Origin of the sequence: Alishewanella sp. WH16-1, from assembly GCF_001441695.1 — a bacterium.
GTDB lineage: Bacteria > Pseudomonadota > Gammaproteobacteria > Enterobacterales > Alteromonadaceae > Alishewanella > Alishewanella agri.
In genome coordinates this window covers 17,668-43,777 of the sequence record NZ_LCWL01000106.1, presented here as the reverse complement: position 1 = coordinate 43,777, position 26,110 = coordinate 17,668, and the positions used below count along the sequence as shown (strand labels likewise).

Below are 26,110 nucleotides of genomic sequence, written 5' to 3'. Positions count from 1 at the left end.
ATTTTTTATGGGAATTTTAGAATCTTACGGCCTGATCCTGATTATTCTGGCCGCCGTTTTTGGCTTTATTATGGCCTATGGCGTTGGTGCAAATGATGTTGCCAATGCGATGGGAACTTCGGTCGGCTCCAAAGCCTTAACCATCAAACAGGCGATTTTTATCGCAGCAATTTTTGAGTTTGCCGGCGCTTATCTGGCCGGTGGCTCTGTTACTTCGACCATTCGTTCCGGCATTATTGACCCGAGTTATTTTGCTGAAGTACCGGAATACCTGGTTTACGGCATGATTGGTGCCTTACTGGCAGCCGGTACCTGGTTGTTGGTGGCGTCATACTTTGGCTGGCCCGTTTCTACCACGCACTCGATCGTTGGTGCGATCATCGGTTTTGCCCTGGTTGCAGTGGGTTCGGAGGCGGTACAGTGGAATAAAGTATCGGGTATTGTTGGCAGTTGGGTAGTGACACCGATGCTGGCCGGTATTTTAGCCTATCTGATCTTTATGAGTGCGCAGCGGCTAATCTTTGATACTGAGAACCCCATCGCTAATGCAAAAAAGTATGTACCATTTTATATGGTGTTTGCAGGCTTTATTATGTCGTTAGTGACAATTCAGAAAGGTTTGACCCATATCGGTCTGAATATCTCAACAGCGAACGGTATCTATCTGGCGTTAGGGATTGGCTTAGTAGTCGGCCTAATTGGTAAGGTGGCGATTTCACGCTTGAAAATCGATCCGGAAGCCGATCGCGAAATGCACTTTAATAATGTCGAGAAAATCTTCGGTATTCTGATGATCACAACCGCCTGTTGTATGGCCTTTGCCCACGGTTCAAATGATGTCGCCAATGCTATCGGCCCGGTGGCAGCTGTGGTTAGTGTGGTCACTTCAGGTGGTGAAATTGCTTCCAAAGCGACCTTGGCACCCTGGGTACTGCCATTAGGTGCTGTAGGTATTGTGATTGGTTTGGCAACACTGGGTGCCCGGGTAATTAAAACTATCGGTACTGCTATCACGCATTTAACGCCAAGCCGGGGTTTTGCTGCTGAATTATCAGCGGCTTCTACGGTGGTTATCGCATCAGGTGCTGGCTTACCTATCTCTACCACGCAAACGCTGGTGGGTGCCGTACTGGGTGTGGGTTTAGCTCGCGGCATAGCGGCACTAAATCTGGGTGTGGTGCGGAATATCTTTATCTCCTGGGTCATCACCTTACCGGTGGGTGCCGGTTTAGCGGTTATCTTCTTCTATCTGCTAAGAGCGATTTTTAGTTAAATCAGCCGAGGCCAGCGTTAGCTGGCCTTTTGCTATTTAAGTGGTTAACTTAGCGCCAGACGAACCTGATTGCGGCCGGTTTGTTTGGCGCGATACAAGGCTTCATCCGCCTGCTTTAAAAACAGCTCGTGTTCCAGATTGTCTGGGGTGAACGGAGCAACCCCAATGCTGACGGTGACCTTACCGACTTGAGGAATATGCAAAGCTGCAGTACTCACCCGCAGCTTTTCGGCCAGCAAAACAGCATCGTCCAGATTGGTTTGGGTAGCAAGTACCAGAAACTCTTCGCCACCTAAACGCGCCAACAGATCACTGCTGCGCAGTTCGGCTTGCCAGGCTTGCGCCAACTGTTTTAACACCAGATCGCCAATATCGTGGCCAAAGTTATCGTTAATCCGCTTAAAGTGGTCGATATCCATTATCAGGACGCTGCAGGGCGTTTGATAGCGTTGAAATTGCGCCACTGCGAATTGCAGTTGTTGTTCGGCCCGACGGCGGTTTGCCACCCCGGTTAAGGGATCGGTCAGAGATAATTGTTCAAGTACCTGATTAGCATGTTGTAACTCCAGGGTGCGCTCAGCGACTTGCTGCTCCAGCGTATTATTTGCCTCGGTCAATTGTCGCTGCTTGTGCTGTAACGATTGCAGCATGGTATGCAAGGCGTTGGCTAACTCATGGATTTCAGTCAGGGACGAGTCGGTCTGAAAATCCTGCAATTTCGCGGAGGAGATACTGCGGGCCTCACGTGCTAATTTAATAATCGGCAAGCTGAATTGGCGAGCTAACAATAATGACAGCAACAGCCCCAGTGCAATCAACACCAGCGCCAACCAAAACACCTGTCGGTGCAATACCTTCACTGGCGACAGCGCCGTGCTGACGGGTTGGCGTAGTACCAATTGCCATTGCAGGGCAGGCTGGTTGGTTTGGATCTGAACCACAGAGGTCAGATAGTGTTGTTGATCTGGCCAGCGTATGCTGGTTGTTTGGCCTGTGTCTGGTAACGGAGGTACAGCTGTGTTACTGGCGCTAAAGGGATACAGCCACTGCTGCTTTGCATCCAGAATAAAGAATTCAAGCTGTTGCTCAGTCGCACCGTCTAGGATGCCACTGAGTAATTGCGCCACCCAGGCCCAATCGACATGGGTGCCAAGTACGGCTTTTACCTGACCTGTTTCATCGTATAGCGGGGCAACAAAATCAATAAAGCGTAAAGGCTCGGTGCTGTTAGGTTGTAACAATTGCTCTAGTAACAAGGCTTTATGGACGTCACCGACATAAGGTCCTTTTAGCCCGGCCTGAAACCAGGGGCGAGCTGCCACATTTTCGCCAACCAGCAGTTTTCCGGTGGCATTCAACACCTCGCCATCTGGTGCTGCGATACCAATCCAGGCGTAGTAGGGGTAGGACTGCTGAATATCTTGTAATCGGTTACTGACCAGGCTAGTGCGCAGATCGGCTGTTTTTAGCAGATGGCTACGACTGAGTAACAGTACCTCCCGTTCCCGTTCCTGCATATTAACAGTGATCTGCATGGCGGCGGAACGGGTAGTATTAAACAGGTTACGGGCAGCGGCTTCAGTGAGTGCCAGGGTCGCCAGTCGATCGAAATGGAACGCCAAAAGTAAACAGCAAAGCAGCACTAAGGCAGCGAAGTAAGCGGTAAGACGTAAATAAAAACTATTAATTTTCATTAAGTTTAAGTAAGGCACCTATCAGATAAATAAGCATATGCGATCTGTCCGGCGGCTGCGACTGTCGGGGCCTGATTTTTTCGCCGGTGTGCCTTGTAACTTGCATTCCGTACTACAGACGCGTACTTTAATCCATGTACCTTTGCTATTTAGAAGTTTTTAATCGGAAAAAAGAATGAAACGTTTACCCAGCATTAAACAATTACAGTACTTACTGGCGCTGCACGAGCATCAGCATTTTGGTCGTGCCGCCGATGCTTGCTATATCGGGCAGTCGACACTCAGCGCGGCAATTGCCAATCTGGAAGAAACCATGGACGCGCAGTTGCTGGAGCGTGATCACAAAACCTTTATTTTTACCCCTCTGGGTGAAGACGTGGTGCGCCAGGCGCGGCATATTATTGAACAGTGCGAGGAGCTGACCGATTTTGCCAAATCGCAGGGTAAACCAATGACCGGGCCATTCCGCCTCGGCTGCATCCCGACTATTGCGCCCTTTGTGCTCGGCGATGTGATGACGCTATGCCGCGAGCGTTATCCGGATTTACAGTTATTGCTCCGAGAGGACACATCGGATAATTCCTTGCATGCCTTAGGTGAAGGCCGGCTGGATATGGTATTACTGGCGCTCCCTTATGAAACCGGTGCCCTGCATACTGAAATTCTGGCGCAGGATCAGTTTAATCTGGTGTTGCACAGGGACTGGCAGGATCGCGGTTTTAATCAGGATATTAATCAGTGGCCGGATGAAAGTATCTTTTTGCTTGAGCGCGAGCATTGCCTCAGCGGGCATGCGGTAAAAGCCTGTGAGCTGGAAGATAGCCGTAAGGTCAACCCGTTTTTCGCCACCAGCCTGCATACCCTGACGCAAATGGTTAACAACAAACTGGGCGTGACCTTTATGCCGCAAATGGCGATAAACAGTGGCGTGTTGGAAGGCACTGAACTGATTAGTCAGCCGGCCGCTACGGGTAACGCCTATCGTGATATTGGTGTTGCCTGGCGCCCCACATCCAGTAAAGCTCGCAGCTATCAGCTGATGACGGCATTAATCGCTGAAGTGCTGCAAAAAAGGTGTCGTGGTAACGGCTAGCGCAGCGCGAAATCTGCTAACATAGCGCCCGCCGGATTGGCCGGTAAAGCCAGAGAGTGCATTATGTTAGTTAAAGACTTTAGTTTTGAGCTGCCCGAGCAGCTCATTGCCAGTGAACCCCAAGCCGAACGTTCGGCCAGCCGTTTGCTTTGTATGAACAAACAAAACGGCACACTTTCCCATTATATTTTCAAAGACATTCTGCAGCTGCTTAACCCGGGTGATCTGTTGGTATTTAACAATACCCGGGTCATTCCGGCGCGGCTATTCGGGCAGAAAGACTCCGGTGGTAAAGTCGAAGTATTGGTGGAGCGCTTACTCAACGAACAGCGCTTTTTAGCCCATATCCGGGCCAGCAAGGCCCCTAAAGTGGGCACTGAGCTGCTACTAGAGCAGGAAGCCCGGGTGCGGATGGTGGCACGACATGACAGCCTGTTTGAGCTGGAATACCTCGCAACAGAGCCGGTGCTGAGTATGCTGGAACGGTTGGGGCATATGCCATTACCGCCCTATATTGCCCGTCCGGATACCGAAGCGGACAAGGCGCGCTATCAAACCGTGTATAACCAGAAACCCGGCGCTGTCGCTGCACCGACAGCGGGTTTACATTTTGACGAGCCGCTACTGGCTGCGTTACAGCAAAAGGGTATCGAATTCGCATACGTGACGCTGCATGTGGGTGCCGGCACCTTTCAACCGGTGCGGGTAGACGAAATCAGCGCTCATAAAATGCACAGCGAGTATTTTGAAGTTGAACAACAGGTTGTCGATGCCATTACCGCCTGTAAAGCCCGCGGTAACCGTGTTGTTGCGGTAGGCACCACTTCGGTACGTTCGCTGGAATCAGCTGCGATGCAGCACGGTGGAGTACTTGCGCCTTTTAGTGGTGATACCGCGATCTTTATCTACCCCGGTTATCAGTTTAAGGTGATAGATGCCCTAATCACCAACTTCCATTTACCCGAGTCGACACTGATTATGCTGGTATCAGCACTGAGTAGTCGCGAGCATATTATGGCGGCCTACCAAACCGCGATTGCGGAAAAATATCGTTTTTATTCCTATGGCGACGCCATGTTTATCAGTTAGAGGCGGTCTTCTGATATACTGCTGCACACAGCCGTGGCAACCCGCTACGTGCTTTGCAATGACAAAAGTGCCGGACTGTTTTTCCGGCCAGATGAGGTTACAACGTGAAATTTGAACTACTGGCCACCGACGGCAAAGCCCGTCGCGGGCAATTGATTTTTCAGCGCGGTGTGGTAGATACGCCCGCTTTTATGCCGGTAGGTACTTACGGTACGGTAAAAGGCATGACGCCAGAAGAGCTGGACGCCACCGGCGCGCAAATCTGCCTGGGCAATACCTTTCATTTAATGCTGCGTCCTGGCACGGAGATTATCCGCAAGCATGGCGACCTGCACGACTTTATGCACTGGCATAAACCGATTCTGACCGATTCGGGTGGTTTTCAGGTGTTTAGCCTCGGTGAGCTGCGTAAGATTACCGAAGAGGGCGTGAAATTCCGCTCGCCGCTCAATGGCGAAAAAATTATGCTGACACCAGAGCGCTCAATGGAAGTGCAGCGTGACTTGGGTTCGGATATCGTGATGATTTTCGATGAGTGCACGCCTTATCCTGCGACTGAACCCCAGGCGCGCAAATCTATGGAGTTATCACTGCGCTGGGCAAAACGTTCGAAAGACGCCCATGGCGATAACCCCTCCGCCTTGTTTGGTATTATTCAGGGCGGTATGTATCCGCACCTGCGTGATATTTCGCTGCAAGGTCTGGAAGAGATTGGCTTTGATGGCTACGCCATCGGCGGGCTGTCAGTAGGTGAACCGAAAGCCGATATGATCAATATTCTGAATCACACCACCGATAAGATGCCGGCACAGAAGCCGCGCTATCTGATGGGGGTCGGTAAGCCAGAGGATATTGTTGAGGCGGTGCGCCGCGGTGTCGATATGTTTGATTGTGTGATGCCAACCCGTAACGCCCGTAACGGCCATTTGTTTGTGTCGGACGGGGTGGTGAAGATCCGTAACGCCAAACACAAGGATGATACGGCGCCACTGGATAAAGAATGTGATTGCTACACTTGTAAAAATTATTCCCGTGCATATTTACATCATCTGGACCGTTGCAACGAGATCCTGGGGGCGCGGCTGAATACGATTCATAACCTGCATCATTATCAGAAACTGATGCAAGGATTGCGGGCAGCTATTGCCGCTGGTAAGTTGGACGACTTTGTGGCAGATTTCTATGCCAAACGTGGCCTGCCGGTACCAGCGCTGAGCGCCGCTACAAACGAATAACGCATTACAATACTTAAAGGGGATACATATGAGTTTATTTATTAACCAAGCCTACGCTGATACTGCCGCTGCACCGCAAGGTGGTGGTTGGGATCTGATTATTATGCTGCTGGCTTTTGGACTGATTTTCTATTTTCTGATCTACCGGCCACAAGCGAAACGCGTGAAAGAGCACCGTAATCTGATGGCCGCTTTAGGCAAAGGTGACGAAGTACTGACTCAGGGCGGTCTGGTAGGTCGGATTACCAAAATTGCTGAAGATAAAGATTTTATTGTTATCGCGTTAAACGATAACACTGAAGTCACCGTGCAAAAAGGTGCGGTAAGCGCTGTGTTGCCAAAAGGCACCTTAAAGTCACTGTAATGCAGTAAGGGTAGCGCTGGCTGAACGGCGCTACCCTCTCTGGTAAGCGGTACTGATATAAAAGGAACTCTGAGTGTTAAACCAAAATCCGCTCTGGCGGTACTTCGTGGTAATAGGGGTACTGCTGCTGGCATTGGTGTATGCCATGCCCAATTTATATCCGGAAGATCCGGCACTAAATATTAACGCTACCCGCGGTGGCGCGGTATCAGAAACCACAAGGCAACAGCTGGAGCAGGCTTTCACCAGCGCCGGTATTACCCCTAAAGCGGTCACGCTGGAAGCCGGGCAGGTATTGGCCCGTTTTCAATCGGCGGAAGAGCAGTTACGGGCAAGGCAGGTTGCCACCGAGTTACTGGGTAACGTTAACTATGTTACGGCGTTAAACCTGGTACCGACCACACCGGACTGGTTGGCCTCAATTGGCGCCAGCCCAATGAAATTAGGTCTGGACTTACGCGGTGGTGTGCATTTCCTGATGGCGGTCGATATGAAAGCCGCTATGGATAAGAATATCAATGATCTGGTACAGGCTTTCCGTGCTGACTTGCGTGAAGCTCGGGTTCGTTATCGCTCAGTAGCTGCAGATTTAGAGCGTGGCGAAGTGCAGATCCTGCTGCGTTCAGCGGAAGATGTAACGGCAGCCCGCAGTGCGCTGAGTAAAATTGACCGGGAGTTTGTGTTTAGCGAGGGTGCTGCCGAGTTTAGTTTGAATGTCACACTGAGTGAGAATCGGATTAAAGAAATCCGGGAATATGCGTTAAATCAAAACATTACTATTATCCGCAATCGGGTAAACGAAATTGGCGTTGCTGAGCCACTGGTGCAACGTCAGGGCGCTGACCGGATTATCGTACAGCTGCCGGGCGTGCAGGATCCGGCGCAAGCCAAAGAAATTCTGGGTGCCACGGCAACCTTGGAATTCCGTCTGGTCGATGAGCAGGGTGACTTAGCCGCGGCCTTGAATGGTCGTTTACCGCCAGGTGCCGGTTTATATTATGACCGTAGCGGTCAGCCTTATCTGCTGGAAAACCGGGTGATGTTAACCGGTGAGCATATTACCAATGCCAGCTCAAGTTATGATGAATATGGTCAGCCACAAGTTAATATCTCGCTGGATGCGCAAGGTGGTAATTTACTGTCTACCGCAACGCGCGACTCAATTGGTCGTCGCATGGCCACCGTCTTTATCGAATACAAGCCGGGTGAAGAGTTACAGGCAGACGGAACCCCGGTTTTGGTCAAGCATGAAGAAGTGATTAATGCTGCTACCATTCAGGCGCGGCTTGGCCGCAGCTTCCGCATTACCGGCATCGGTAACCCGGCCGAAGCGCAGAACCTGGCGTTGTTATTGCGAGCCGGTGCGCTGATTGCCCCGACCCAAATTATCGAAGAACGTACTATCGGTCCAAGCTTAGGTCAGGAGAACATTGATCTGGGTATGACGGCGATTATGTGGGGTATGGTGGTGGTGTTGATCTTTATGGTCGTCTACTACAAGGTGTTTGGCCTGATTGCCAACTGTGCGCTGGTGGCTAATCTGGTGCTGATAGTGGGTGTGATGTCGATGATTCCGGGCGCTACCCTGACCTTACCCGGTATGGCGGGTATCGTATTAACGGTAGGTATGGCGGTTGATGCCAACGTACTGATCTTTGAGCGGATCCGCGAAGAGTTGGCTGAGGGCCGCTCGGTACAGCAGGCCATCCATCAGGGTTATGATCGCGCCTTTGCCACTATTGCCGACTCTAATATTACGACCTTACTGGTGGCACTCATCCTGTTTGGTATTGGTACCGGCCCGGTTAAAGGCTTTGCTATTACGCTGGCGATTGGTATTTTAACCTCGATTTTCACTGCGGTAGTGGGTACCCGCTTACTGGTGAATCTGTTCTGGGGCGGCCGTCGTGTACAGTCGCTGCCAATGTAAGGAGGCACAGTGAGAATTTTTAGTTTTTCTGAAGCACTAAACTTTATGCGCTTCAAATGGCCGGCGCTGATGTTGTCAGCGTTGCTGGTGCTTGGCTCGCTCGGCTTGTTAGCGGTAAAAGGCATTAACTGGGGCCTGGATTTTACCGGTGGTACCGTGTTGGAAGTCGGCTTTACGCAAGATGCGGATCTGACGCAGGTTCGCAATGTGCTGGCCGAGCGCGGTTATGCGGATGCCGTGGTGCAATATTTTGGCTCAAGCCAGGATATTTCAATCCGGATTGCGCCGCGTGACGGTGTGGAACAAAGCCGGATTTCTAATGAAATTCTGACGGCGCTGGCCCAAACAACCGCCGATGGCGTTGAAATGCGCCGTATTGAGTTTGTCGGGCCTTCCGTTGGCGGTGAACTGCGCGAGCAAGGTGGCTTAGCCATGCTGGTTGCTCTGCTGGGTATCTTACTGTACGTTGGTATGCGCTTTGAATGGCGTTTGTCGGTAGGTGCGGTACTGGCATTGGCCCACGACGTCATCATTACGCTTGGCTTGTTCTCGTTACTGCAACTGGAATTCGACCTGACGGTACTGGCGGCGATCTTGGCGTTAATCGGTTATTCGATTAACGATACTATAGTGGTGTTTGACCGTATTCGTGAAAGCTTCCGTAAGTTGCGTGATGCCACTGCCGAAGAAACCGTGAACGATGCCGTAACGTCAACGCTAAACCGGACTGTGGTGACCTCGTTAACCACCATAGTAGTATTAGTCGTGCTGTTTTATATGGGCGGTGCCTTAATTCATAACTTTGCGACGGCGCTGTTATTTGGTATTGCGATTGGTACCTATTCGTCGGTCTTTGTCGCCAGCGGTATCGCTGTGCAACTGGGGCTGAATCGCGAAGATATGCTACCGCCGCCACCGCCGGAAAAAGAAGGCGAGGGTACTGAGCCGCTAATGTAATTTGGTACGAGTTGTGCTAAAAATGCCAGTCAATGACTGGCATTTTTTATGGAGTAAAGCGTGAGCAAACAACATGCACCGGGTTTTCTGGCCTTAGTTGCGGCGGCCAAAGCGCAGATTAAGGAAATATCCATTGATGAGCTGCTGAGCCATCAGGAACCCTATGTGTTACTGGATATCCGCGAAGATCATGAATGGTTAGCCGGGCACTTGCCAGAGGCGATGCATCTGGGTAAGGGGATTATTGAACGCGATATCGAGCAAACCGTACCGGATAAGAAGCAAAAGATCGTGTTGTACTGCGGCGGTGGCTATCGCTCAGCCTTATCTGCACAAACCTTACAGCAAATGGGGTATCAGCAGGTATTAAGCTTAGCTGGCGGTTACCGCGAGTGGCAGCAGCGCAATTTGCCGCTGGTCCGGCCCTAAGCGGGCCCTGTGTGCTGCCAAGCTGCCGGCGCAGCAATTAATGCTGCTGCGCCAAGACACTCTGTAAGGCTCTTACATCCATGCCACTGGGATGCTGATACACCCGTAAGCCGAATTCAGGTAAAATTGCCAGCAAGTGGTCGAAAATATCTGACTGAATACCCTCATACTCTAACCAGGCAGTGGTACTGGTAAAGCAATAAATTTCTAACGGTAAGCCGTCAGCTGATGGTGCCAGTTGCCGGACCATGCAGGTCATATTCTGATGAATACTGGCGTGATGTTTCAGATAATTCAGGACATACGCACGAAAAGTGCCGATATTGGTAATGCGGCGGGTATTTACCGGCTCCTTGCCTTGCTCGGCTAATGTCTGGTTCCATTCGTCGATCTCGCGCTGTTTAGCTGCCAGGTAGCTCTGTAACAAACGAAAGCGGCTCAAACGGCTTATTTGCTCAGTATCCAGAAAACTGACACTTTGCTGATCCAACATCAGGCTACGTTTAATGCGACGGCCACCAGACTCCTGCATCCCGCGCCAGTTTTTAAACGGATCTGTCATAAAACGCCGGGTTGGGATGGTGGTGATGGTGCGGTCCCAGTTCTGAATCTTTACGGTATGCAGCGCGATGTCAATGACATCACCATCAGCATTTAATTGTGGCATTTCGACCCAATCGCCGACCCGAATCACATCATTGGATGAAATTTGCACACTGGCAACCAGCGATAGCAAAGTATCCTGAAAAATCAACATCAGCACGGCCGCCATTGCACCCAAGCCCGACAGCAAAATCAGCGGTGAACGATCAAAGAGGGCGGCAATCATCAGGATCAGGGCGACGGCATAGATCACAATCTTTAACAGCTGGATATAGCCTTTAATCGGTTTGTTGTTAGCGTCTGGCCGACGCGAATACAAAGTATTAATCAGCGTAAGCAGATTACTGATAGCAATAGCGATGGTCAGCACGACAAAGGCATTGCTAACATTAATGGTAACTGTCGTCAGCAGTTCCGGCAGCTGCGGTACCCGGCTAATCAGGGTGGAGATCACCAGCGCCGGCACCACATTTGCCAGGCGGTTTACAAAACGAAAATCCAGTCCGCGCTGCTCACATTGCTGCTTTTGTAAACCTAATAAGCGGAATACCGCCCGTAATAAAATATGTTTAACAATAAAGTTCGCCAGCCATGCCAAGCTGAGTAAAATAGCCAGGCCCGCCCACATTGCCAGCTGACCATGCTCCGCCGACCAGGTGTCAACTAGTGCCCATTGTTCTTGCATAGTTTCCTCATAACTATCTGCAGCCGGCTTATCTGCCAGCAAACCAGAGCCTAGTCTGCCGCTTGCATGGAAAAGTTGCAAAAAAAAAATCCGGCAAGCGCCGGATTTTCAGGATTAGCTTAGCTTACTTAGCCAGAGTTTCTGATAAGTGTGGACGCATATCTTTCACCATCGCCTGCAGTACTTTCGGGCTGGCAGCAACGATATTACCACTCTTCATATGGTTATTGCCGCCGGCAAAGTCACAGACCATACCACCGGCTTCACGCACAATCAGTTCACCGGCAGCGATATCCCATGGCTTTAAGCCGATTTCCCAGAAGCCATCAAAGCGACCCGCTGCAACATAGGCTAAATCCAGTGCGGCCGAGCCGGTACGGCGCATATCAGCGCAATCGGCAAAGAAGCTGTTAAAGATTTTGCTGTAGCTGTCTAAATGGTGTTTGGCTTTAAACGGAAAACCGGTGGCCAGGATAGTGCCTTCCAAATCCGGTAAATTATTAACCCGGATGCGGGTACCATTTAACTGGGCGCCACGGCCACGTGAGGCAGTAAACAGCTCACCACGCAGCGGATCGAAGATCACTGCCTGGTCTAATTTACCCTGGTGTTTTAAGGCGATGGAGACCGCGAAGTGCGGAATGCCTTTAATAAAGTTGGTGGTGCCATCCAGCGGATCAATAATCCATTGGAATTCGCTGTCATTATTACCGTAATCGCCATGCTCTTCGCCAACAATACCGTGGGTTGGGAAGGATTTCTTTAATACAGCCACGATAGCCTGTTCAGCTTCACGATCAACGTTGGTGACGAAGTCGTTAGTGCCTTTCTGTAGTTTCTGAACCATGTCCAGCTGGCCACAGGCCCGGGCGATAACATTACCTGCGCTGCGCGCAGCACGGATTGCGATGTTTAACATCGGATGCATAGCGATTACCTTATTTGTAAAGAGCTGTATAAAGAACAATCAAAAGAGCGGCGCGTATTGTAGCCGCTGGGCGGAAAAAGTAAAGCTTTGTGCAGTGAATTCGTGTTTGCTATGCTCGCTAGTAGCCGTCGGTCGCGGAAAAAGTCATGACAGAGTCTAAATACCCCCAACAAGCGCTGGCCGAGCCGGTTTGGCTTAGCGACTGGCAAGCTAGCTGGCCGGCACAAGCTGCCGCTGAAGCAGCGTTACTCAGAGCGCGCTGGCCACAATTTTTCTGTGGTCGCATCGAGCATTTTGGCAGCACTGCCATTCCGGGGATGCCTGCCAAACCCATTATTGATTTATTAGTGGAAGTTGCAGATTTAGAACAGATCCGGGACCAGGCTGCGCCATTGATGGCAGCTGAGGGATATCAACTATTTTGGCGGCCAAAGGTTAAAGGCGAGCAGGAGATAGACTATCTGTGGTTTATTAAACGTAACGCCGAGGGGCAGCGTAGCCATCATTTGCATATGCTGACGCCCGATTCGGAACATTGGCAGAAGCTGATATTTTGTCATTATTTGCAGCAGCATCCGCTTGTGGCTGCTGAGTACGCCAGGATTAAACGTCAGGCTGCAGCAGATTTTGCTGACGATCGCCAGGCGTACAATTTGGCGAAAGCGCATTTTATCCGGCAATTAATGGCTCGGATCGCTGCGTCGTCATAAAAAAATCATTTTAAACGCGTTTAATGCATGACAACTTTAACTTAGGGTTTTGTTATGACCAGCCTATTTTTCTTGCGCCACGCCACAGCCGAAGTAATTCGCCCCGGTCAGTTGGATATTGACCGCTGTTTAATTGAAAAAGGCCGGTTGCAGGCACGCAAGGTGGCTAACTTTATGTTGAAGTACAATCTGACGCCGCAGTTGGTGCTAAGCAGCCCTTACCCCAGAGCTAGCCAAACAGCAGCTATCGTCAGTAAGGTGGCAAGGTTACCGCCGGCTGAGGAACGGGATTGGCTGGCACTGGAAACGCCAACCAGCCAGGCGTTAACCGCACTGCAGCAGGCCAGCTTGGCCTGGCCGCAGCAGGTGTTGCTGGTTGGGCATGAACCGGACTTCTCGGCGTTAATCAGCGCTTTGCTCGGTGCTGAGCAGCCACTGCTAAAGGTACGTAAGGCCTCGTTAACCTGTCTTGATCTGCAGCAGGACAATGCCTGCTTGCAGTGGTCCATCCCGGTGCGATTGATGGATTAGCTGGTCGCGTATAATTTGCGTTCAGTGTCTGAAAAACAGCGCTGTTGCGCCGCTATGACTGTGTTACACTCGAACGATAATCTGCAGTGGAACAGACGTAGATGAGTGTAGAGCCGGCCGTAACACCCATGATGCAAAAGCTCAATGCCCGCGTGCTCGGCAGTGGCAGCCAGACATTGGTAATGGCGCACGGTTTTGGTTGTGATCAGCGGATCTGGCAAAAACTTCTGCCGCAGCTGCAGTCTTTACCATTAAAGCTGGTGTTATTCGATTATGCCGGCTGTGGTGGCAGTCAGGTTGATGAAGACGCAATTGCGGATTACCCTGATTTACAGGCCTATGCCGATGACCTACTGGCTTTGCTGGCGGAACTGCAACTCAGTTCAGTGTTGTTACTGGCGCACTCTATTAGTAGTGCGATCGGTATGCTAGCGGCAATCCGCCAGCCGCAGCGCTTTAAGAAAATTCTGGCGATTACCCCTTCAGCCCGTTATCAGAATGCACCGGATTATTACGGCGGTTTTGACACGGCTGATATTGAGCAGTTATTACAGCTAATGGCACAAAACCAGTTTGGCTGGGCAGGCATCTTAGCGCCCAAGGTGTTGGATGAGCCCGAGAATTCAGTGGTAAGCCAGCAGTTGACGCAGAGTTTTTTAAGTAACAACCCGGCGTTTAGCCGCCATTTTGCCCGCTTAGTATTTTATGTCGACATCCGTGCAGCTTTACCACAAGTGCCGATACCAGTAACGATTTTTTATACTAAGGCCGATATGATAGTGCCGCAGCAAGCCATTGATTACCTGGTCGCCAAGCTACCACAAGCCAGAGCGGTATTGCTAAATGTCCGCGGCCATTATCCGCAGCTTTGTCAGCCGCAACTGTTAGCAGAGCAGATTAAACGGGAGCTCGGTTATGGTGTTGTTTGAACTGGATCAGCTACCTTGCGGTATCCTGACATTATCCGCGCGGCAGAAAATTCTGGCTATTAATCTGCCACTACGCAGTTGGCTTGGTTACTCTGAACAGTTTTTATTGCAGCAGGATATTTATCAGCTATTGCCGCCGGCCAGTCGGGTGCTGTTTTTGGCCCATGTGTTACCGGCGATTCAACACTACGGTAAGCTGAGCGGCTGCTATCTGACGCTGCGTAAGCAAAATGGCCATCAAATCGAAATGCTGGCCAGCGGTAAGGCCATTGCCCCGGAACATGGTGCGGCAGAGCCCACCTACCAGCTGGCATTGTTGCCGGTGCCAAAAAACTAAACAGGCTGCCAAACTGGCAGCCTGTTTCGCTTACAGTCGGGTTTGACAACGTATTAGTGGCGGAAATGCCGCACGCCGGTAAACACCATCGCCATACCGTGCTCGTCGGCGGCGGCAATCACTTCGGCATCGCGCATTGAGCCACCTGGCTGAATCACTGCCGTAATACCGGCAGCGGCAGCGGCATCAATACCGTCGCGGAACGGGAAGAAGGCATCTGAAGCCATCACTGACCCTTTTACTTCCAGTTTCTCGTCTGCTGCTTTAATACCAGCAATTTTTGCGCTGTAAACGCGACTCATCTGACCGGCGCCGACACCAATGGTCATGCTGTCTTTCACATAAACAATGGCATTGGATTTGACAAACTTAGCGACCTTCCAGCAGAACAGCAGATCTTTTAGCTCTTGCGCTGTCGGTTGCCGTTTGGTCACGACCTTTAGATCCGACTCGCTGATGCGGTGTTGATCACGGTCTTGCAGTAAAATACCGCCGTTAACCTGTTTCATATCCAGCGCCGGTGCCGCAGCGGCAAAGTCGCCACACACCAATAAGCGGACATTCGGCTTGCTCGCCACTACGGCAACGGCTTCAGCGCTGGCGCTCGGGGCAATAATCACTTCGACAAACTGACGGCTAACAATCTCTTGGGCGGTAGTCGCATCCAGCTCACGGTTAAAGGCAATAATGCCACCAAAAGCCGAGGTCGGATCCGTGCTGTAAGCGCGGTTATAGGCATCCAGAATGTGCTCGCCAATCGCCACACCACAAGGGTTAGCGTGTTTGACTATCACACAGGCCGGTTCAGCAAACTCTTTAACACACTCCAGCGCCGCATCGGTATCCGCGATATTATTGTAAGACAGCGCCTTACCCTGCAGCTGCGTCGCGGTCGAGACGCAAGCCTCAGTGGCGTTGGCATCAACATAGAAGGCGGCTTGCTGGTGGCTGTTTTCGCCGTAACGTAAGTCCTGTTTTTTCACAAACTGGCTGTTAAAGGTGCGCGGGAAACGGCTGGCTGGCTCTTCGCTGCCATAAGCCGGTAACATGGCACCAAAGTAATTGGCAATCATGCCATCGTACTGTGCTGTATGTTCAAAGGCGCTGATCGCCAGGCTAAAACGGGTTTCTAAGGTGGTGGCACCATTATTGGCGTTAAGTTCAGCCAGCACTTTCGGATAATCACTGGCATTGACGATAATGGTAACGTCATGATGGTTTTTCGCTGCCGCACGTACCATAGTTGGGCCACCGATATCGATATTTTCTACCGCGTCGGCTAAGGTGCAGCCAGGTTTAGCGACCGTATTGGCAAAGGGATACAGGTTAACCACCACCAGATCAATAGGGCCAATATTATTGGCTACCATTACCGCTTCGTCGTTGCCGCGGCGCGCCAGAATACCGCCGTGAATTTTCGGGTGCAGGGTCTTTACCCGGCCATCCATAATTTCCGGATGACCGGTGTAGTCTGATACTTCAATCACGGCGATACCTTGCTCGGCCAACAGTTTGGCGGTACCACCGGTAGACAGGATCTCAACCTGCATTGCGGCCAGGGCTTTGGCAAATTCTACAATACCGGTTTTATCAGATACGCTTAATAAAGCGCGGCGCACAGGGCGAAGTGTATTCATCAGCGGGTTCTCTTTGTCACGGTTGTCGTCACGGTTGTCACAGAAACGAATGCTTGCTATTGCTTGCTTCAGGCTGGCTGCAGCTGCCAGCCTGCTATTTTGTCACTCAAGTTTAGCCAATAAAAAAGCACCCGAAGGTGCTTGTAGCGGGGCCGACCCCGCGTGGCATTATGACATGCCGTATTGTTTTAACTTTTTGCGCAGCGTGCCGCGGTTGATACCCATCAGGTTAGCGGCACGGGTTTGGTTGCCGCGGGTATATTTCATTACTTCTTCCAGTAATGGCCGCTCTAATTCAGATAATACCAGCTCGTACAGATCGTTAACGTCCTGGCCGTTTAACTGTTGCAGGTAATTGGCAACAGCTTTTTGGACGGCACTGGATAAGGCCTGTGGCTTTTCCTGAGACTGAACGTGGGCGTTAGTGATAAATGGCGAAGTAACGTTCGAATTAAACATTGCTTTTCTCTTTTACGTTAGGTTGCTGCTAGTTTATGAAAATAGCTATTTAAGGCATCCAGCTGCACATTGGCATGCTCAATACCGTTGAATTCACTACGAAATAACCCATCCGGATCATGCTCTGCCAGGTACCAGCCCACATGTTTGCGGGCGATACGGGCACCGGCATAGTCACCATATAACTGGTGCAAGCCCTGCACATGTTCCAGCATGATTTGCTGCACTTCGCTAACCGAAGGCGCAGCCAGTTTCTCCCCTGTTGCCAGATAGTGCACCACTTCCCGGAAAATCCATGGCCGACCCTGGGCCGCGCGACCAATCATAATGGCGTCGGCGCCGGTGTAGTCGAGCACGAATTGCGCTTTTTCCGGTGAGGTTATATCACCATTGGCGATGACCGGTATCTTCACTTGCTGCTTAATCGCAGCAATGGTGTCGTACTCGGCTTCTCCTTTATACATACAGGCTTTGGTGCGGCCATGCACCGCCAGTGCCTGAATGCCGTTATCCTCGGCAATGCGGGCGATTTGCACGCCATTGCGATGTTCCGGGTCCCAGCCAGTGCGGATCTTCAGTGTTACCGGTACCTTAACGGCCTGTACTACTGCCCGCACGATTTGCTCTACCAGCTCTGGGTATTGCAACAGGGCTGAGCCTGCCAGCTTTTTATTCACCTTTTTCGCCGGGCAACCCATATTAATGTCGATAATATCGGCGCCGATGTCGACGTTATACTGCGCGGCGGCAGCCATTTGTTCCGGATCGCTGCCGGCAATTTGCACTGAGCGAATGCCAGACTCCTGGCGATGGCCCATCCGATTTTGTGACTTTTCGCTTTGCCAGACCTGCGGATTGCTCGACAGCATCTCTGACACAGCTAAAGCCGCACCAAAACGGCGGCAGAGTTCACGAAAAGTGTGATCGGTTACCCCAGCCATCGGAGCGCAGATCACCTGATTCGCTAACTGATATGGACCTATGCGCACCACTGATTCCAAGGCTCTGTCCTCAAGGGGCGCTAAGTTTACGGATTTTTACCACTAAAGCAAAGGCTGTTTTTTAAACAATTTTTGCTTTTTTTTGCCCTTTCAGGGATTGACATTCCCTAAAAGGCTGAAAATAAGTGTTTTCCGAAAAGCAGGCCCGCGAATTTACTGCATGTCATTAAAAGATAATTTAACTGTTGCTGTTTTTTGCAACAGTAGCCAGCAAAACATAATCGGCTGAATTGCGCCTGAATCAGGCGATTTTCCGCGCGCTTAAGCGCACCCATTCTTCCTGTACCGCGATAGGGTCAAACGCAAATTCGCTGGCATAGGCTGCCATGACGCTTTGCGCCTGACTCTCCAGAATACCGGATAACGCCAGTAAACCGCCCGGTTTAACATAGGCGCTGATAACGGCAGAGAGTTCCGCCAACGGGCCGGCCAGGATATTGGCCACCACCACATCGGCCTGCAAGCTGGGTTGATCTTTGGGTAAATACAATTCAATTTGCCCGGCTACGCCATTACGCTCGGCGTTGGCTTTAGAGGCCATAATCGCCTGCGGGTCAATATCGATACCGACCACCCGGTTGGCGCCCAGTTTCAGCGCGGCAATGCCGAGAATGCCGGAGCCGCAGCCAAAATCGACCACGGTTTGTGCCGGTTCGATATGCTGATCCAGCCATTGCATACAAAGTGCGGTAGTAGGGTGGGTACCGGTACCAAAGGCCAGGCCCGGATCCAGCAGCACGTTAACGGCTGTCGGGTCCGGAATATCGCGCCAACTGGGGCAAACCCATAAGCGCTTGCCAAATTTAATCGGGTGGAAGTTATCCATCCACTCGCGTTCCCAGTCTTTATCTTCCAGCTGTTCCAGCTTATAGCTGAGACCTTCTTTAAACAGCGCCGTGCTTTCCAACTGCTTCAGCACTTTTTGCATCGGGTGTTCGGCATCAAATAAGCCCATTACCACGGTATTTTCCCAGTACAGGATTTCCCCCGGCAGCGGCTCATAAATTGGCGTATCTTTGGCATCAAGAAAGGTTACCGCCTGGGCGCCCCAGCTCATCAGCATATCGCTGACCTGCTCGGCTTTTTTCTCAGTGGTGGTGACCCGCAGTTGGATCCAGGGCATGATAAAACCTCAGCTCGCCAATAAAGGGGCGATATTGTATACCCAAACGCCGGATTTTGCTCGTCACGAAACCAGGAAAATAAAAAAAGGAGCCATGCAGGCTCCTTTTTCACGTGCAAATACCGCGGTTTACTTAATACCCAGTTTCTTTTCCAGATAATGGATATTGGTGCCGCCTTGGCAGAAACCGGCATCGCGCATAATATCTTTATGCAGCGGGATATTGGTTTTAATGCCTTCAACCAGTAACTCGTCCAGGGCGTTACGCATCCGCGCGATGGCGATATCACGGCTCTCACCGTAGGTAATCAGCTTGCCAACCATGGAGTCGTAGTTTGGCGGTACGCTGTAATCGGCATAGATATGCGAATCCCAACGGATGCCGTTACCACCTGGTGGATGGAAGCGGGTGATTTTACCTGGCGACGGAATAAAGCTAACCGGGTCCTCGGCGTTAATCCGGCATTCCATCGCATGGCCACGGATCACGATATCTTCCTGCTTAATGGTCAGAGGCATGCCAGAGGCAATGCGCAGCTGCTCTTTAATCAGGTCAACGCCGGTGATCATCTCAGTAACCGGGTGTTCTACCTGAATGCGGGTATTCATCTCGATAAAGAAGAATTCGCCGTTTTCAAACAGAAACTCGAAAGTACCGGCGCCGCGGTAGTTCATCACCTTACAGGCATCGACACAACGACCACCGATAAAGGCACGCAGCTCTGGTGTAATGCCTGGTGCCGGTGCTTCTTCAACCACTTTTTGATGGCGGCGCTGCATTGAACAGTCACGTTCACCTAAGTGAATCGCATTGCCCTGACCATCCGCCAGCACCTGAATTTCGATATGACGTGGGTTTTCCAGGAATTTCTCCATATACACCATGTCATTACCAAAGGCGGCCTTGGCTTCGGCCTTGGTCATTTCAATTGAGCTAACCAGTTCTTCTTCGCTACGTACCACGCGCATACCGCGGCCACCACCGCCACCGGCAGCCTTAACGATAATAGGGTAACCAATGCGTTTCGCGATCGCTTTATTAGTGGCTGCATCATCGCCGACTGCGCCGTCTGAGCCCGGTACACAGGGTACGCCGGCTTTTTTCATTGCTTCAATGGCAGAAACCTTATCACCCATCAGCCGGATCGAATCCGGGTGCGGGCCGATAAAGACCAGGCCGCTTTCTTCAACCTGCTGCGCAAAGTCAGCGCGCTCGGCTAAAAAACCGTAACCCGGGTGGATGGCCTGGGCATTGGTCACTTCGGCCGCCGCGATCAGCGCGGGGATATTCAAATAGCTTTGTGGTGACGGTGCCGGGCCAATACAGATGGTTTCATCGGCCAGCAGCACGTGCTTTAAATTACGGTCAACCGTGGAGTGCACGGCTACCGTCTTGATCCCGAGCTCTTTGCAGGCACGCAAAATGCGCAGCGCAATTTCGCCTCGGTTTGCGATCAGGACTTTTTCCAGCATCAGTGCGTCCTTATCTTATTCGATAATAAATAGCGGTTGATCGAATTCTACCGGCTCGCCGTTTTCAACCAGAATTTCTTTTACCACCCCGGCCTTGTCAGACTGGATTTGGTTCATCATTTTCATCGCTTCGACGATACAGAGCGTATCACCGACTTTCACGCTCTGGCCGACTTCAACAAAGTTTTTCGAGGTTGGCGAAGCGGCGCGGTAGAAAGAACCGACCATTGGTGATTTAACCACGTGACCAGACACCGCAGGTTGGGCAGCGGCTGGAGCTGCGGCCACAGGTGCGGCGGCAGGAGCGGCAACAGGTGCCGGAGCCGGGGCAGCATAATGCATCGGCGCTGGGGCATAGTGCTGCGCCGGGCCATTACGGCTGATACGTACCGACTCTTCACCCTCGGTAATTTCCAGCTCAGAAATGCCTGATTCTTCCAGCAGTTCGATCAATTTTTTAATTTTTCTAATGTCCATCTTTTTCGCCTGATTGAGTTAATTTTGGTTGTGTGGTCGTAACAGTGATACCGCCGCATCCAGAGCATAGTGGTAGCCTCTGGCGCCCAGGCCACAAATGACCCCTTTGGCGATATCAGATAAATAAGAGTGTTGGCGGAAAGCTTCCCGGGCATGCACATTGGATAAATGTACTTCGATAAAGGGAATCGCCACTGCTAACAGCGCATCACGCAGCGCAATGCTGGTATGGGTAAAGGCTCCGGGATTGATAATAATAAAATCCTGCTGCTGATAACTTTGTTGAATGGCGTCAATCAATTGATGCTCGGCATTCGATTGCAGCGCCGTCAGCGTCACGTTAAGCTCTGCTGCCTGTTGTTGCAAGCCGGCGACAATTTGCGCCAGCGTCGCGGCACCATAGGTCGCAGGCTCCCGAATACCCAGCATATTCAGATTAGGGCCATTCAATAACAGAATGCGTAAATTCGCGGTCATTAATTAAGTTATCCTGTCTTTTCCCGGAAGATGTCAGCAAGTGTTGCCGTAGCTGTTAGATGCACACTTTACGGCCAATTTGGGCACCTTGTCGATGCCTGTCTGACAGATCCGCGCCTTATTATAGTGAAATCGCCGCAAATGGCAGCAAAATACTGGTCTTATCAGCCAGTGGCCATCTGGATGGTTAGGATCTCGGCGACCTAAAGGGGGAGACAAGAGGAAAGGACACGGCTGCAGCCTGGCTTGCTGCAGCCGCCCATTATTATTGCATCATCGCCTGTAAATGATTGGCAAAGGCGCTGGCATTCATAAAGCCGGTGACGCGGCTTTGCTTTAGTTCGCTGCCATCGGGGGCGAAAAATAGCAGGGTAGGTAAACCCAACACCTGATAGCTATCCAGCAGCGCCTGATCTTTGCGGGTCATCCGGGTGACATCAATTTTAATCAGCCGCATCTGTGAGGTGAGGGCGGTGACCTCCGGCCTTGGAAAGGTCAGTTGCTCAAACTCTTTACAGGCCACGCACCACTCGGCATACAGGTCGACCAGCGCAAACTGACCGGCAGCTTTGGCCTTCTGCAGTTGCTGCGCCAGCTCATCGGCATCTTTCACCACGATAAAGCCCAGCGCATTAATATTCTCGCCCTCTGCGCTAATCGTTGCCTGCGGCAGTGCCGGGCTGGCCGGGCGGTAATACTGTAAATTCAGCCAGAAGATACCCAGTAACAACAGCTGCGCCAGCACTGCGACACCGGCCTTAGCGTTGACACTGCTCAGACTAAACAGCAGCCGGTATAAATAAAATACCAGCGCCAGCGTTAAGACGGTGCCAAGGGCTAACACAATCCAGAACGGTAAAAAGCGCTCTAGCAGGATCAGTGGCACCGCCAGTAACAGGAAGCCAAAGATATTTTTGACCGCGTTCATCCAGTTGCCGGCTTTTGGCAGCAGGCGACCGCCTGAGGTACCGAGTAATAACAAAGGTAAACCCATCCCCAGGCTCAGCACATAAAGCGTCAGGGCGCCAAGGGCCAGATCGCCGCTTTGCGCCACATATAATAGTGCCGCAGATAGCGGGGCTGTGGTGCAGGGTGAGGCAATCAGGCCGGATAACGCGCCCATCACAAAGGCGCCTTTTAGCGAGCCACCTGGTTGTTTGTTACTGACGCCAGCCACCCTTTCCTGCCAGCGGGCTGGCAGTTGCAGATTAAAGACGCCAAACATCGCCAAGGCCAGCAGCACAAAGATCACGGCAGCGACGATTAACACGGCCGGATGTTGCATTGCCGCCTGGAATTTTACGCCTAAACTGGCGACCACCAGCCCTAGCAGGGAGTAGGTCAGCGCCATACCCTGTACATAGGACATCGATAAGCCAAAGGCGCGTTTGGTCGATAACCGCTGGCCCTGGCCGACAATAATGCTACTTAGAATCGGATACATCGGAAACACGCAGGGGGTAAAGGACAGCCCTAAGCCGAGCAGGAAAAATACGCCCAGACTCACCAGCACTGAGCCTTCGCTTAAGCGCTCCAATAAGCCAAACTGGCTGGAGACCGGCGCTGTTGTCGCTAAGCTGGCGCTGGCTTCAGACTGGCCAGGCTGGGTCAGTGGAATTTCTACCGTGGTTGGCGGATAACACAGACCGGCTTCGGCACAGCCCATAAATTGCACCCGAAAGAGTGCATCTTCATCGATATCTGACAGCGGAATTTTTAGCTGCAGCTGATGATAATAGACTTCGGTTTTACCAAAATATTCATCTTCAATACTGATACTGGCCGGATAGGTCGGATGCGAAAAGCTGACCGCCACGCCGCCAAACTTAAACTTATCGCGATACATATAATAGCCATCGGCGATAGTCCAGCTTAGCAACAGCTCGTTATCCTGCTGGCGGTAGTCCAGCACAAAGGCCTGTTCCACCGGTAAAAATTGTGGCTGGCCCTGCAACAGGCTTTGCAGCACAACATTATTATTCGTCGGGCTGGTTTGCGGGCTTTGCTGCTGCGCAGTCGCCGTGCTGGTTAGCAACAGGAACAGTAGGGGCAGCAGCAGTAGATAACAACAGCGTTTAATCACAGGTAACCTCATTAATCCAGGCGGCATAAGCCTGATTCAGCTGACAAAGCTCAACGGCGATAATTTCCGGCACAGCATACGGGTGAATGGCGCTTATGGCTTGCTCAATTGCGGTAAAGTTCCGCTTTGGCGCTTTAAGTTGCAACTGAATTTCCACCGCCTGTTCCAGTTTGTCCTGCCAGATATAGCTGGATTGTACCGCGGGTAGCCGGTTAACACAGGCCACCAGCCGTTGCTGTAACAGCTGGGTGCTAATGGCGGCAGCTGTGCTCTCATCCGGGCAGTTACACAGGATCAGCAGATAATCGCTCATATCAGGCCTTGGTTTTTTGTTAGGTTAGCACCATTGTACGGTAAACCGTGGCCGCGTTTTGCGGAATTTTTTTCTGCCGGCCCTTGGAATTTTTTTCGGTTCGCCCCATATAGCGAGCACACAAAATTTAACTGTCACGTTAAAACCCAAACGCTTTAGGAGATAGAGCATGAATATTCGTCCATTACATGATCGTGTCATCATCAAACGTACCGACGCTGAGAGCAAGTCTGCCGGTGGCATCGTTCTGACTGGTGCTTCCGCAGAAAAATCAACGCGCGGTGTCGTAGTAGCAGTGGGCAATGGTCGTATTTTAGATAACGGCGATGTGAAACCACTGGACGTTAAGGTTGGCGACAAGGTTCTGTTCGGTGCCTATGTAGAGCGCACTGAAAAAATTGATGGTCAGGAATATGTGATCACCAAAGAAGATAACATCTTAGGTGTGATCCTGGATTAATTTCCCCTTTCTCTTTTCTGATTAACAATTAACGACTTTTAAGGATACGAAAATGGCTGCAAAAGACGTACGTTTTGGCGATGAAGCCCGTAACAAGATGCTGAAAGGCGTAAACATTCTGGCAAACGCAGTGCGCGTTACTTTAGGTCCAAAAGGCCGTAATGTGATTCTGGACAAATCGTTCGGTTCACCTCTGATCACCAAAGACGGTGTGTCAGTTGCCAAAGAAATCGAGCTGGAAGATAAGTTCGAGAACATGGGCGCCCAGATGGTTAAAGAAGTGGCGTCTAAGGCCAATGACGAAGCCGGTGACGGTACCACTACCGCTACGGTATTGGCACAAAACATTATTAACGAAGGCGTAAAAGCCGTGGCTGCCGGTATGAATCCAATGGATTTAAAACGCGGTATCGACAAGGCCGTGATCGCCGCCGTAGCTGAATTAAAAGCCCTGTCACAGCCATGTGCTGACAGCAAAGCTATTGCGCAGGTAGGCACTATCTCTGCTAACTCTGATGATGAAATTGGCCAGATCATTGCCAATGCCATGGACAAAGTGGGTAAAGAAGGTGTGATCACCGTTGAAGAAGGCCAGGGCCTGAACAACGAGCTGGACGTGGTTGAAGGTATGCAGTTCGACCGTGGTTACCTGTCTCCGTACTTTATCAACAACCAGGAAGCGGGCCAGGTTGAACTGGATAACCCCTTTATCCTGGCTGTGGATAAGAAAATCTCTAATATCCGTGAATTACTGCCGGTATTAGAAGGTGTAGCTAAGTCAGGTAAGCCACTGCTGATTATTGCTGAAGACGTCGAAGGCGAAGCCTTAGCGACCTTAGTTGTTAACAATATGCGCGGTATCGTGAAGATCTCTGCCGTGAAAGCGCCTGGTTTCGGTGACCGTCGTAAAGCGATGCTGCAGGATATCGCTACCCTGACCGGTGGTACGGTGATTTCTGAAGAAATCGGTATGGAACTGGAAAAAGCCACGCTGGAAGACTTAGGTACCGCGAAGCGCGTTGTTATCACTAAAGATAACACCACTATTATCGATGGTGCCGGTGAGCAAGCGGCTATTGACGCCCGCGTCAAGCAAATCCGTCAGCAAATCGAAGAAGCGACTTCAGACTATGATAAGGAGAAACTGCAAGAGCGTCTGGCCAAGCTGGCTGGCGGTGTCGCAGTAATCAAAGTCGGTGCCGCGACTGAAATCGAAATGAAAGAGAAGAAACACCGTGTAGAAGATGCCTTACACGCTACCCGTGCTGCGGTAGAAGAAGGTGTAGTACCTGGCGGTGGTGTAGCTCTGGTGCGCGTGGCTGCTAAACTTGCTGGCTTAACCGGTGCCAACGAAGATCAAACGCACGGTATTAAGATCGCACTGCGCGCAATGGAAGCACCACTGCGTCAGATCGTATCTAACGCCGGTGAAGAGCCATCAGTCGTCGTTAACAAGGTTAAAGAAGGCAGCGGTAACTACGGTTATAACGCTGCGACCGACGTCTATGGCGATATGCTGGAAATGGGTATTCTGGATCCAACCAAAGTTACCCGTTCTGCGCTGCAGTTCGCTGCCTCTGTTGGCTCGCTGATGATCACTACCGAAGCGATGGTGACCGAGCTGCCAAAAGAAGAAAAACCAATGCCAGATATGAGCGGCATGGGTGGTATGGGCGGCATGATGTGATGTAAATCACTGATTGAATAGAAAAAGCTCTGCGGGAAACCGCAGGGCTTTTTTATTGCCCATTCAGCTTGCATAAATTTTGCGCCGACTATACTTTGTACAGGTTGATAGAAGGTCTACTCAGACCACAGGA

26 protein-coding genes are annotated in these 26,110 nt (G+C 51.2%); 14 read left to right on the top strand and 12 right to left on the bottom strand.

The window, feature by feature from the left end; genetic code table 11:
• Positions 1-7: 7 nt before the first annotated feature.
• Positions 8-1,273 carry an inorganic phosphate transporter gene (locus AAY72_RS11125; RefSeq protein WP_008984504.1) on the top strand — a complete coding sequence of 422 codons (1,266 nt, stop codon included), beginning with the start codon at positions 8-10 and terminating at the stop codon, positions 1,271-1,273.
• Between the two features lie 44 nt (positions 1,274-1,317).
• Here the strand turns inward: AAY72_RS11125 and AAY72_RS11120 are convergent, their stop codons facing one another.
• Complete coding sequence (locus tag AAY72_RS11120) at positions 1,318-2,967, bottom strand: diguanylate cyclase (RefSeq protein ID WP_057787528.1); 1,650 nt, start codon at positions 2,965-2,967, stop codon at positions 1,318-1,320.
• A gap of 175 nt (positions 2,968-3,142) precedes the next feature.
• Between AAY72_RS11120 and AAY72_RS11115 the strand changes: the two genes are divergently transcribed.
• The 7 genes from AAY72_RS11115 to AAY72_RS11085 all read left to right on the top strand — a co-directional run bounded on the left by AAY72_RS11115 (position 3,143) and on the right by AAY72_RS11085 (position 10,064).
• Positions 3,143-4,060, top strand: coding sequence for a hydrogen peroxide-inducible genes activator (locus AAY72_RS11115; protein ID WP_008984502.1), 918 nt, complete (start codon positions 3,143-3,145; stop codon positions 4,058-4,060).
• 63 nt (positions 4,061-4,123) lie between these two features.
• Entirely contained in the window at positions 4,124-5,149 is a 1,026-nt protein-coding gene (gene queA / locus AAY72_RS11110) for a tRNA preQ1(34) S-adenosylmethionine ribosyltransferase-isomerase QueA (protein ID WP_057787526.1), read from the top strand.
• A 104-nt stretch (positions 5,150-5,253) separates the two neighbouring features.
• Complete coding sequence (tgt, locus tag AAY72_RS11105) at positions 5,254-6,384, top strand: tRNA guanosine(34) transglycosylase Tgt (RefSeq protein WP_008984500.1); 1,131 nt, start codon at positions 5,254-5,256, stop codon at positions 6,382-6,384.
• Between the two features lie 28 nt (positions 6,385-6,412).
• Positions 6,413-6,748 carry a preprotein translocase subunit YajC gene (gene yajC, locus AAY72_RS11100; protein ID WP_008984499.1) on the top strand — a complete coding sequence of 112 codons (336 nt, stop codon included), beginning with the start codon at positions 6,413-6,415 and terminating at the stop codon, positions 6,746-6,748.
• A gap of 73 nt (positions 6,749-6,821) precedes the next feature.
• Positions 6,822-8,678 carry a protein translocase subunit SecD gene (gene secD / locus AAY72_RS11095; RefSeq protein ID WP_057787525.1) on the top strand — a complete coding sequence of 619 codons (1,857 nt, stop codon included), beginning with the start codon at positions 6,822-6,824 and terminating at the stop codon, positions 8,676-8,678.
• Positions 8,679-8,687: 9 nt separating this feature from the next.
• Entirely contained in the window at positions 8,688-9,635 is a 948-nt protein-coding gene (gene secF / locus AAY72_RS11090; protein ID WP_008984497.1) for a protein translocase subunit SecF, read from the top strand.
• A gap of 60 nt (positions 9,636-9,695) precedes the next feature.
• On the top strand, positions 9,696-10,064 hold the full coding sequence (locus tag AAY72_RS11085; RefSeq protein WP_008984496.1) for a rhodanese-like domain-containing protein: 369 nt from the start codon (positions 9,696-9,698) through the stop codon (positions 10,062-10,064).
• Positions 10,065-10,101: 37 nt separating this feature from the next.
• On the opposite strand, the gene AAY72_RS11080 is transcribed toward AAY72_RS11085, so the two are convergent.
• Together AAY72_RS11080 and suhB are read right to left on the bottom strand one after the other, a co-directional pair.
• Positions 10,102-11,352: a mechanosensitive ion channel family protein gene (locus tag AAY72_RS11080; protein WP_197408407.1), complete on the bottom strand. Its 1,251-nt coding sequence runs from the start codon at positions 11,350-11,352 to the stop codon at positions 10,102-10,104.
• A gap of 124 nt (positions 11,353-11,476) precedes the next feature.
• Positions 11,477-12,280 carry an inositol-1-monophosphatase gene (gene suhB, locus AAY72_RS11075; RefSeq protein WP_008607043.1) on the bottom strand — a complete coding sequence of 268 codons (804 nt, stop codon included), beginning with the start codon at positions 12,278-12,280 and terminating at the stop codon, positions 11,477-11,479.
• Positions 12,281-12,426: 146 nt separating this feature from the next.
• On the opposite strand from suhB, the gene AAY72_RS11070 reads away from it, so the two are divergent.
• The 4 genes from AAY72_RS11070 to AAY72_RS11055 all read left to right on the top strand — a co-directional run bounded on the left by AAY72_RS11070 (position 12,427) and on the right by AAY72_RS11055 (position 14,787).
• Positions 12,427-12,990 (top strand): GrpB family protein, encoded by a 564-nt coding sequence (locus AAY72_RS11070; protein WP_057787523.1) that lies wholly within the window; start codon positions 12,427-12,429, stop codon positions 12,988-12,990.
• 54 nt (positions 12,991-13,044) lie between these two features.
• Complete coding sequence (locus AAY72_RS11065) at positions 13,045-13,521, top strand: histidine phosphatase family protein (RefSeq protein WP_008984493.1); 477 nt, start codon at positions 13,045-13,047, stop codon at positions 13,519-13,521.
• Between the two features lie 101 nt (positions 13,522-13,622).
• Positions 13,623-14,450: an alpha/beta fold hydrolase gene (locus AAY72_RS11060; protein WP_057787521.1), complete on the top strand. Its 828-nt coding sequence runs from the start codon at positions 13,623-13,625 to the stop codon at positions 14,448-14,450.
• Positions 14,437-14,787, top strand: a complete 351-nt coding sequence (locus AAY72_RS11055; RefSeq protein WP_057787520.1) for a PAS domain-containing protein — start codon at positions 14,437-14,439, stop codon at positions 14,785-14,787. Before AAY72_RS11060 ends, AAY72_RS11055 begins: the two co-directional genes overlap by 14 nt.
• A gap of 53 nt (positions 14,788-14,840) precedes the next feature.
• Here the strand turns inward: AAY72_RS11055 and purH are convergent, their stop codons facing one another.
• From purH to cutA, 9 genes are all read right to left on the bottom strand, one after another.
• Positions 14,841-16,424 carry a bifunctional phosphoribosylaminoimidazolecarboxamide formyltransferase/IMP cyclohydrolase gene (gene purH, locus AAY72_RS11050; RefSeq protein ID WP_057787518.1) on the bottom strand — a complete coding sequence of 528 codons (1,584 nt, stop codon included), beginning with the start codon at positions 16,422-16,424 and terminating at the stop codon, positions 14,841-14,843.
• A 168-nt stretch (positions 16,425-16,592) separates the two neighbouring features.
• Positions 16,593-16,883 (bottom strand): DNA-binding transcriptional regulator Fis, encoded by a 291-nt coding sequence (gene fis / locus AAY72_RS11045; RefSeq protein ID WP_008607059.1) that lies wholly within the window; start codon positions 16,881-16,883, stop codon positions 16,593-16,595.
• Positions 16,884-16,900: 17 nt separating this feature from the next.
• Positions 16,901-17,872 carry a tRNA dihydrouridine synthase DusB gene (dusB, locus tag AAY72_RS11040; protein WP_008984489.1) on the bottom strand — a complete coding sequence of 324 codons (972 nt, stop codon included), beginning with the start codon at positions 17,870-17,872 and terminating at the stop codon, positions 16,901-16,903.
• A 253-nt stretch (positions 17,873-18,125) separates the two neighbouring features.
• Positions 18,126-19,007, bottom strand: coding sequence for a 50S ribosomal protein L11 methyltransferase (gene prmA, locus AAY72_RS11035; protein WP_057787516.1), 882 nt, complete (start codon positions 19,005-19,007; stop codon positions 18,126-18,128).
• 129 nt (positions 19,008-19,136) lie between these two features.
• Positions 19,137-20,480, bottom strand: coding sequence for an acetyl-CoA carboxylase biotin carboxylase subunit (gene accC / locus AAY72_RS11030; protein ID WP_057787514.1), 1,344 nt, complete (start codon positions 20,478-20,480; stop codon positions 19,137-19,139).
• A 15-nt stretch (positions 20,481-20,495) separates the two neighbouring features.
• Entirely contained in the window at positions 20,496-20,957 is a 462-nt protein-coding gene (gene accB, locus AAY72_RS11025; protein WP_008607066.1) for an acetyl-CoA carboxylase biotin carboxyl carrier protein, read from the bottom strand.
• An 18-nt stretch (positions 20,958-20,975) separates the two neighbouring features.
• Positions 20,976-21,434: a type II 3-dehydroquinate dehydratase gene (aroQ, locus tag AAY72_RS11020; protein WP_008607068.1), complete on the bottom strand. Its 459-nt coding sequence runs from the start codon at positions 21,432-21,434 to the stop codon at positions 20,976-20,978.
• 265 nt (positions 21,435-21,699) lie between these two features.
• Positions 21,700-23,517 (bottom strand): protein-disulfide reductase DsbD, encoded by a 1,818-nt coding sequence (locus tag AAY72_RS11015; RefSeq protein ID WP_057787512.1) that lies wholly within the window; start codon positions 23,515-23,517, stop codon positions 21,700-21,702.
• A complete protein-coding gene (cutA, locus tag AAY72_RS11010) occupies positions 23,510-23,830 on the bottom strand; it encodes a divalent-cation tolerance protein CutA (protein WP_057787511.1) in 321 nt (106 codons plus the stop codon). The genes AAY72_RS11015 and cutA overlap by 8 nt, the downstream gene beginning before the upstream one ends.
• A 169-nt stretch (positions 23,831-23,999) precedes the next feature.
• On the opposite strand from cutA, the gene AAY72_RS11005 reads away from it, so the two are divergent.
• Together AAY72_RS11005 and groL are read left to right on the top strand one after the other, a co-directional pair.
• Complete coding sequence (locus tag AAY72_RS11005) at positions 24,000-24,290, top strand: co-chaperone GroES (protein ID WP_008607071.1); 291 nt, start codon at positions 24,000-24,002, stop codon at positions 24,288-24,290.
• A gap of 52 nt (positions 24,291-24,342) precedes the next feature.
• Entirely contained in the window at positions 24,343-25,977 is a 1,635-nt protein-coding gene (gene groL / locus AAY72_RS11000) for a chaperonin GroEL (protein WP_057787509.1), read from the top strand.
• Positions 25,978-26,110: the final 133 nt, after the last annotated feature.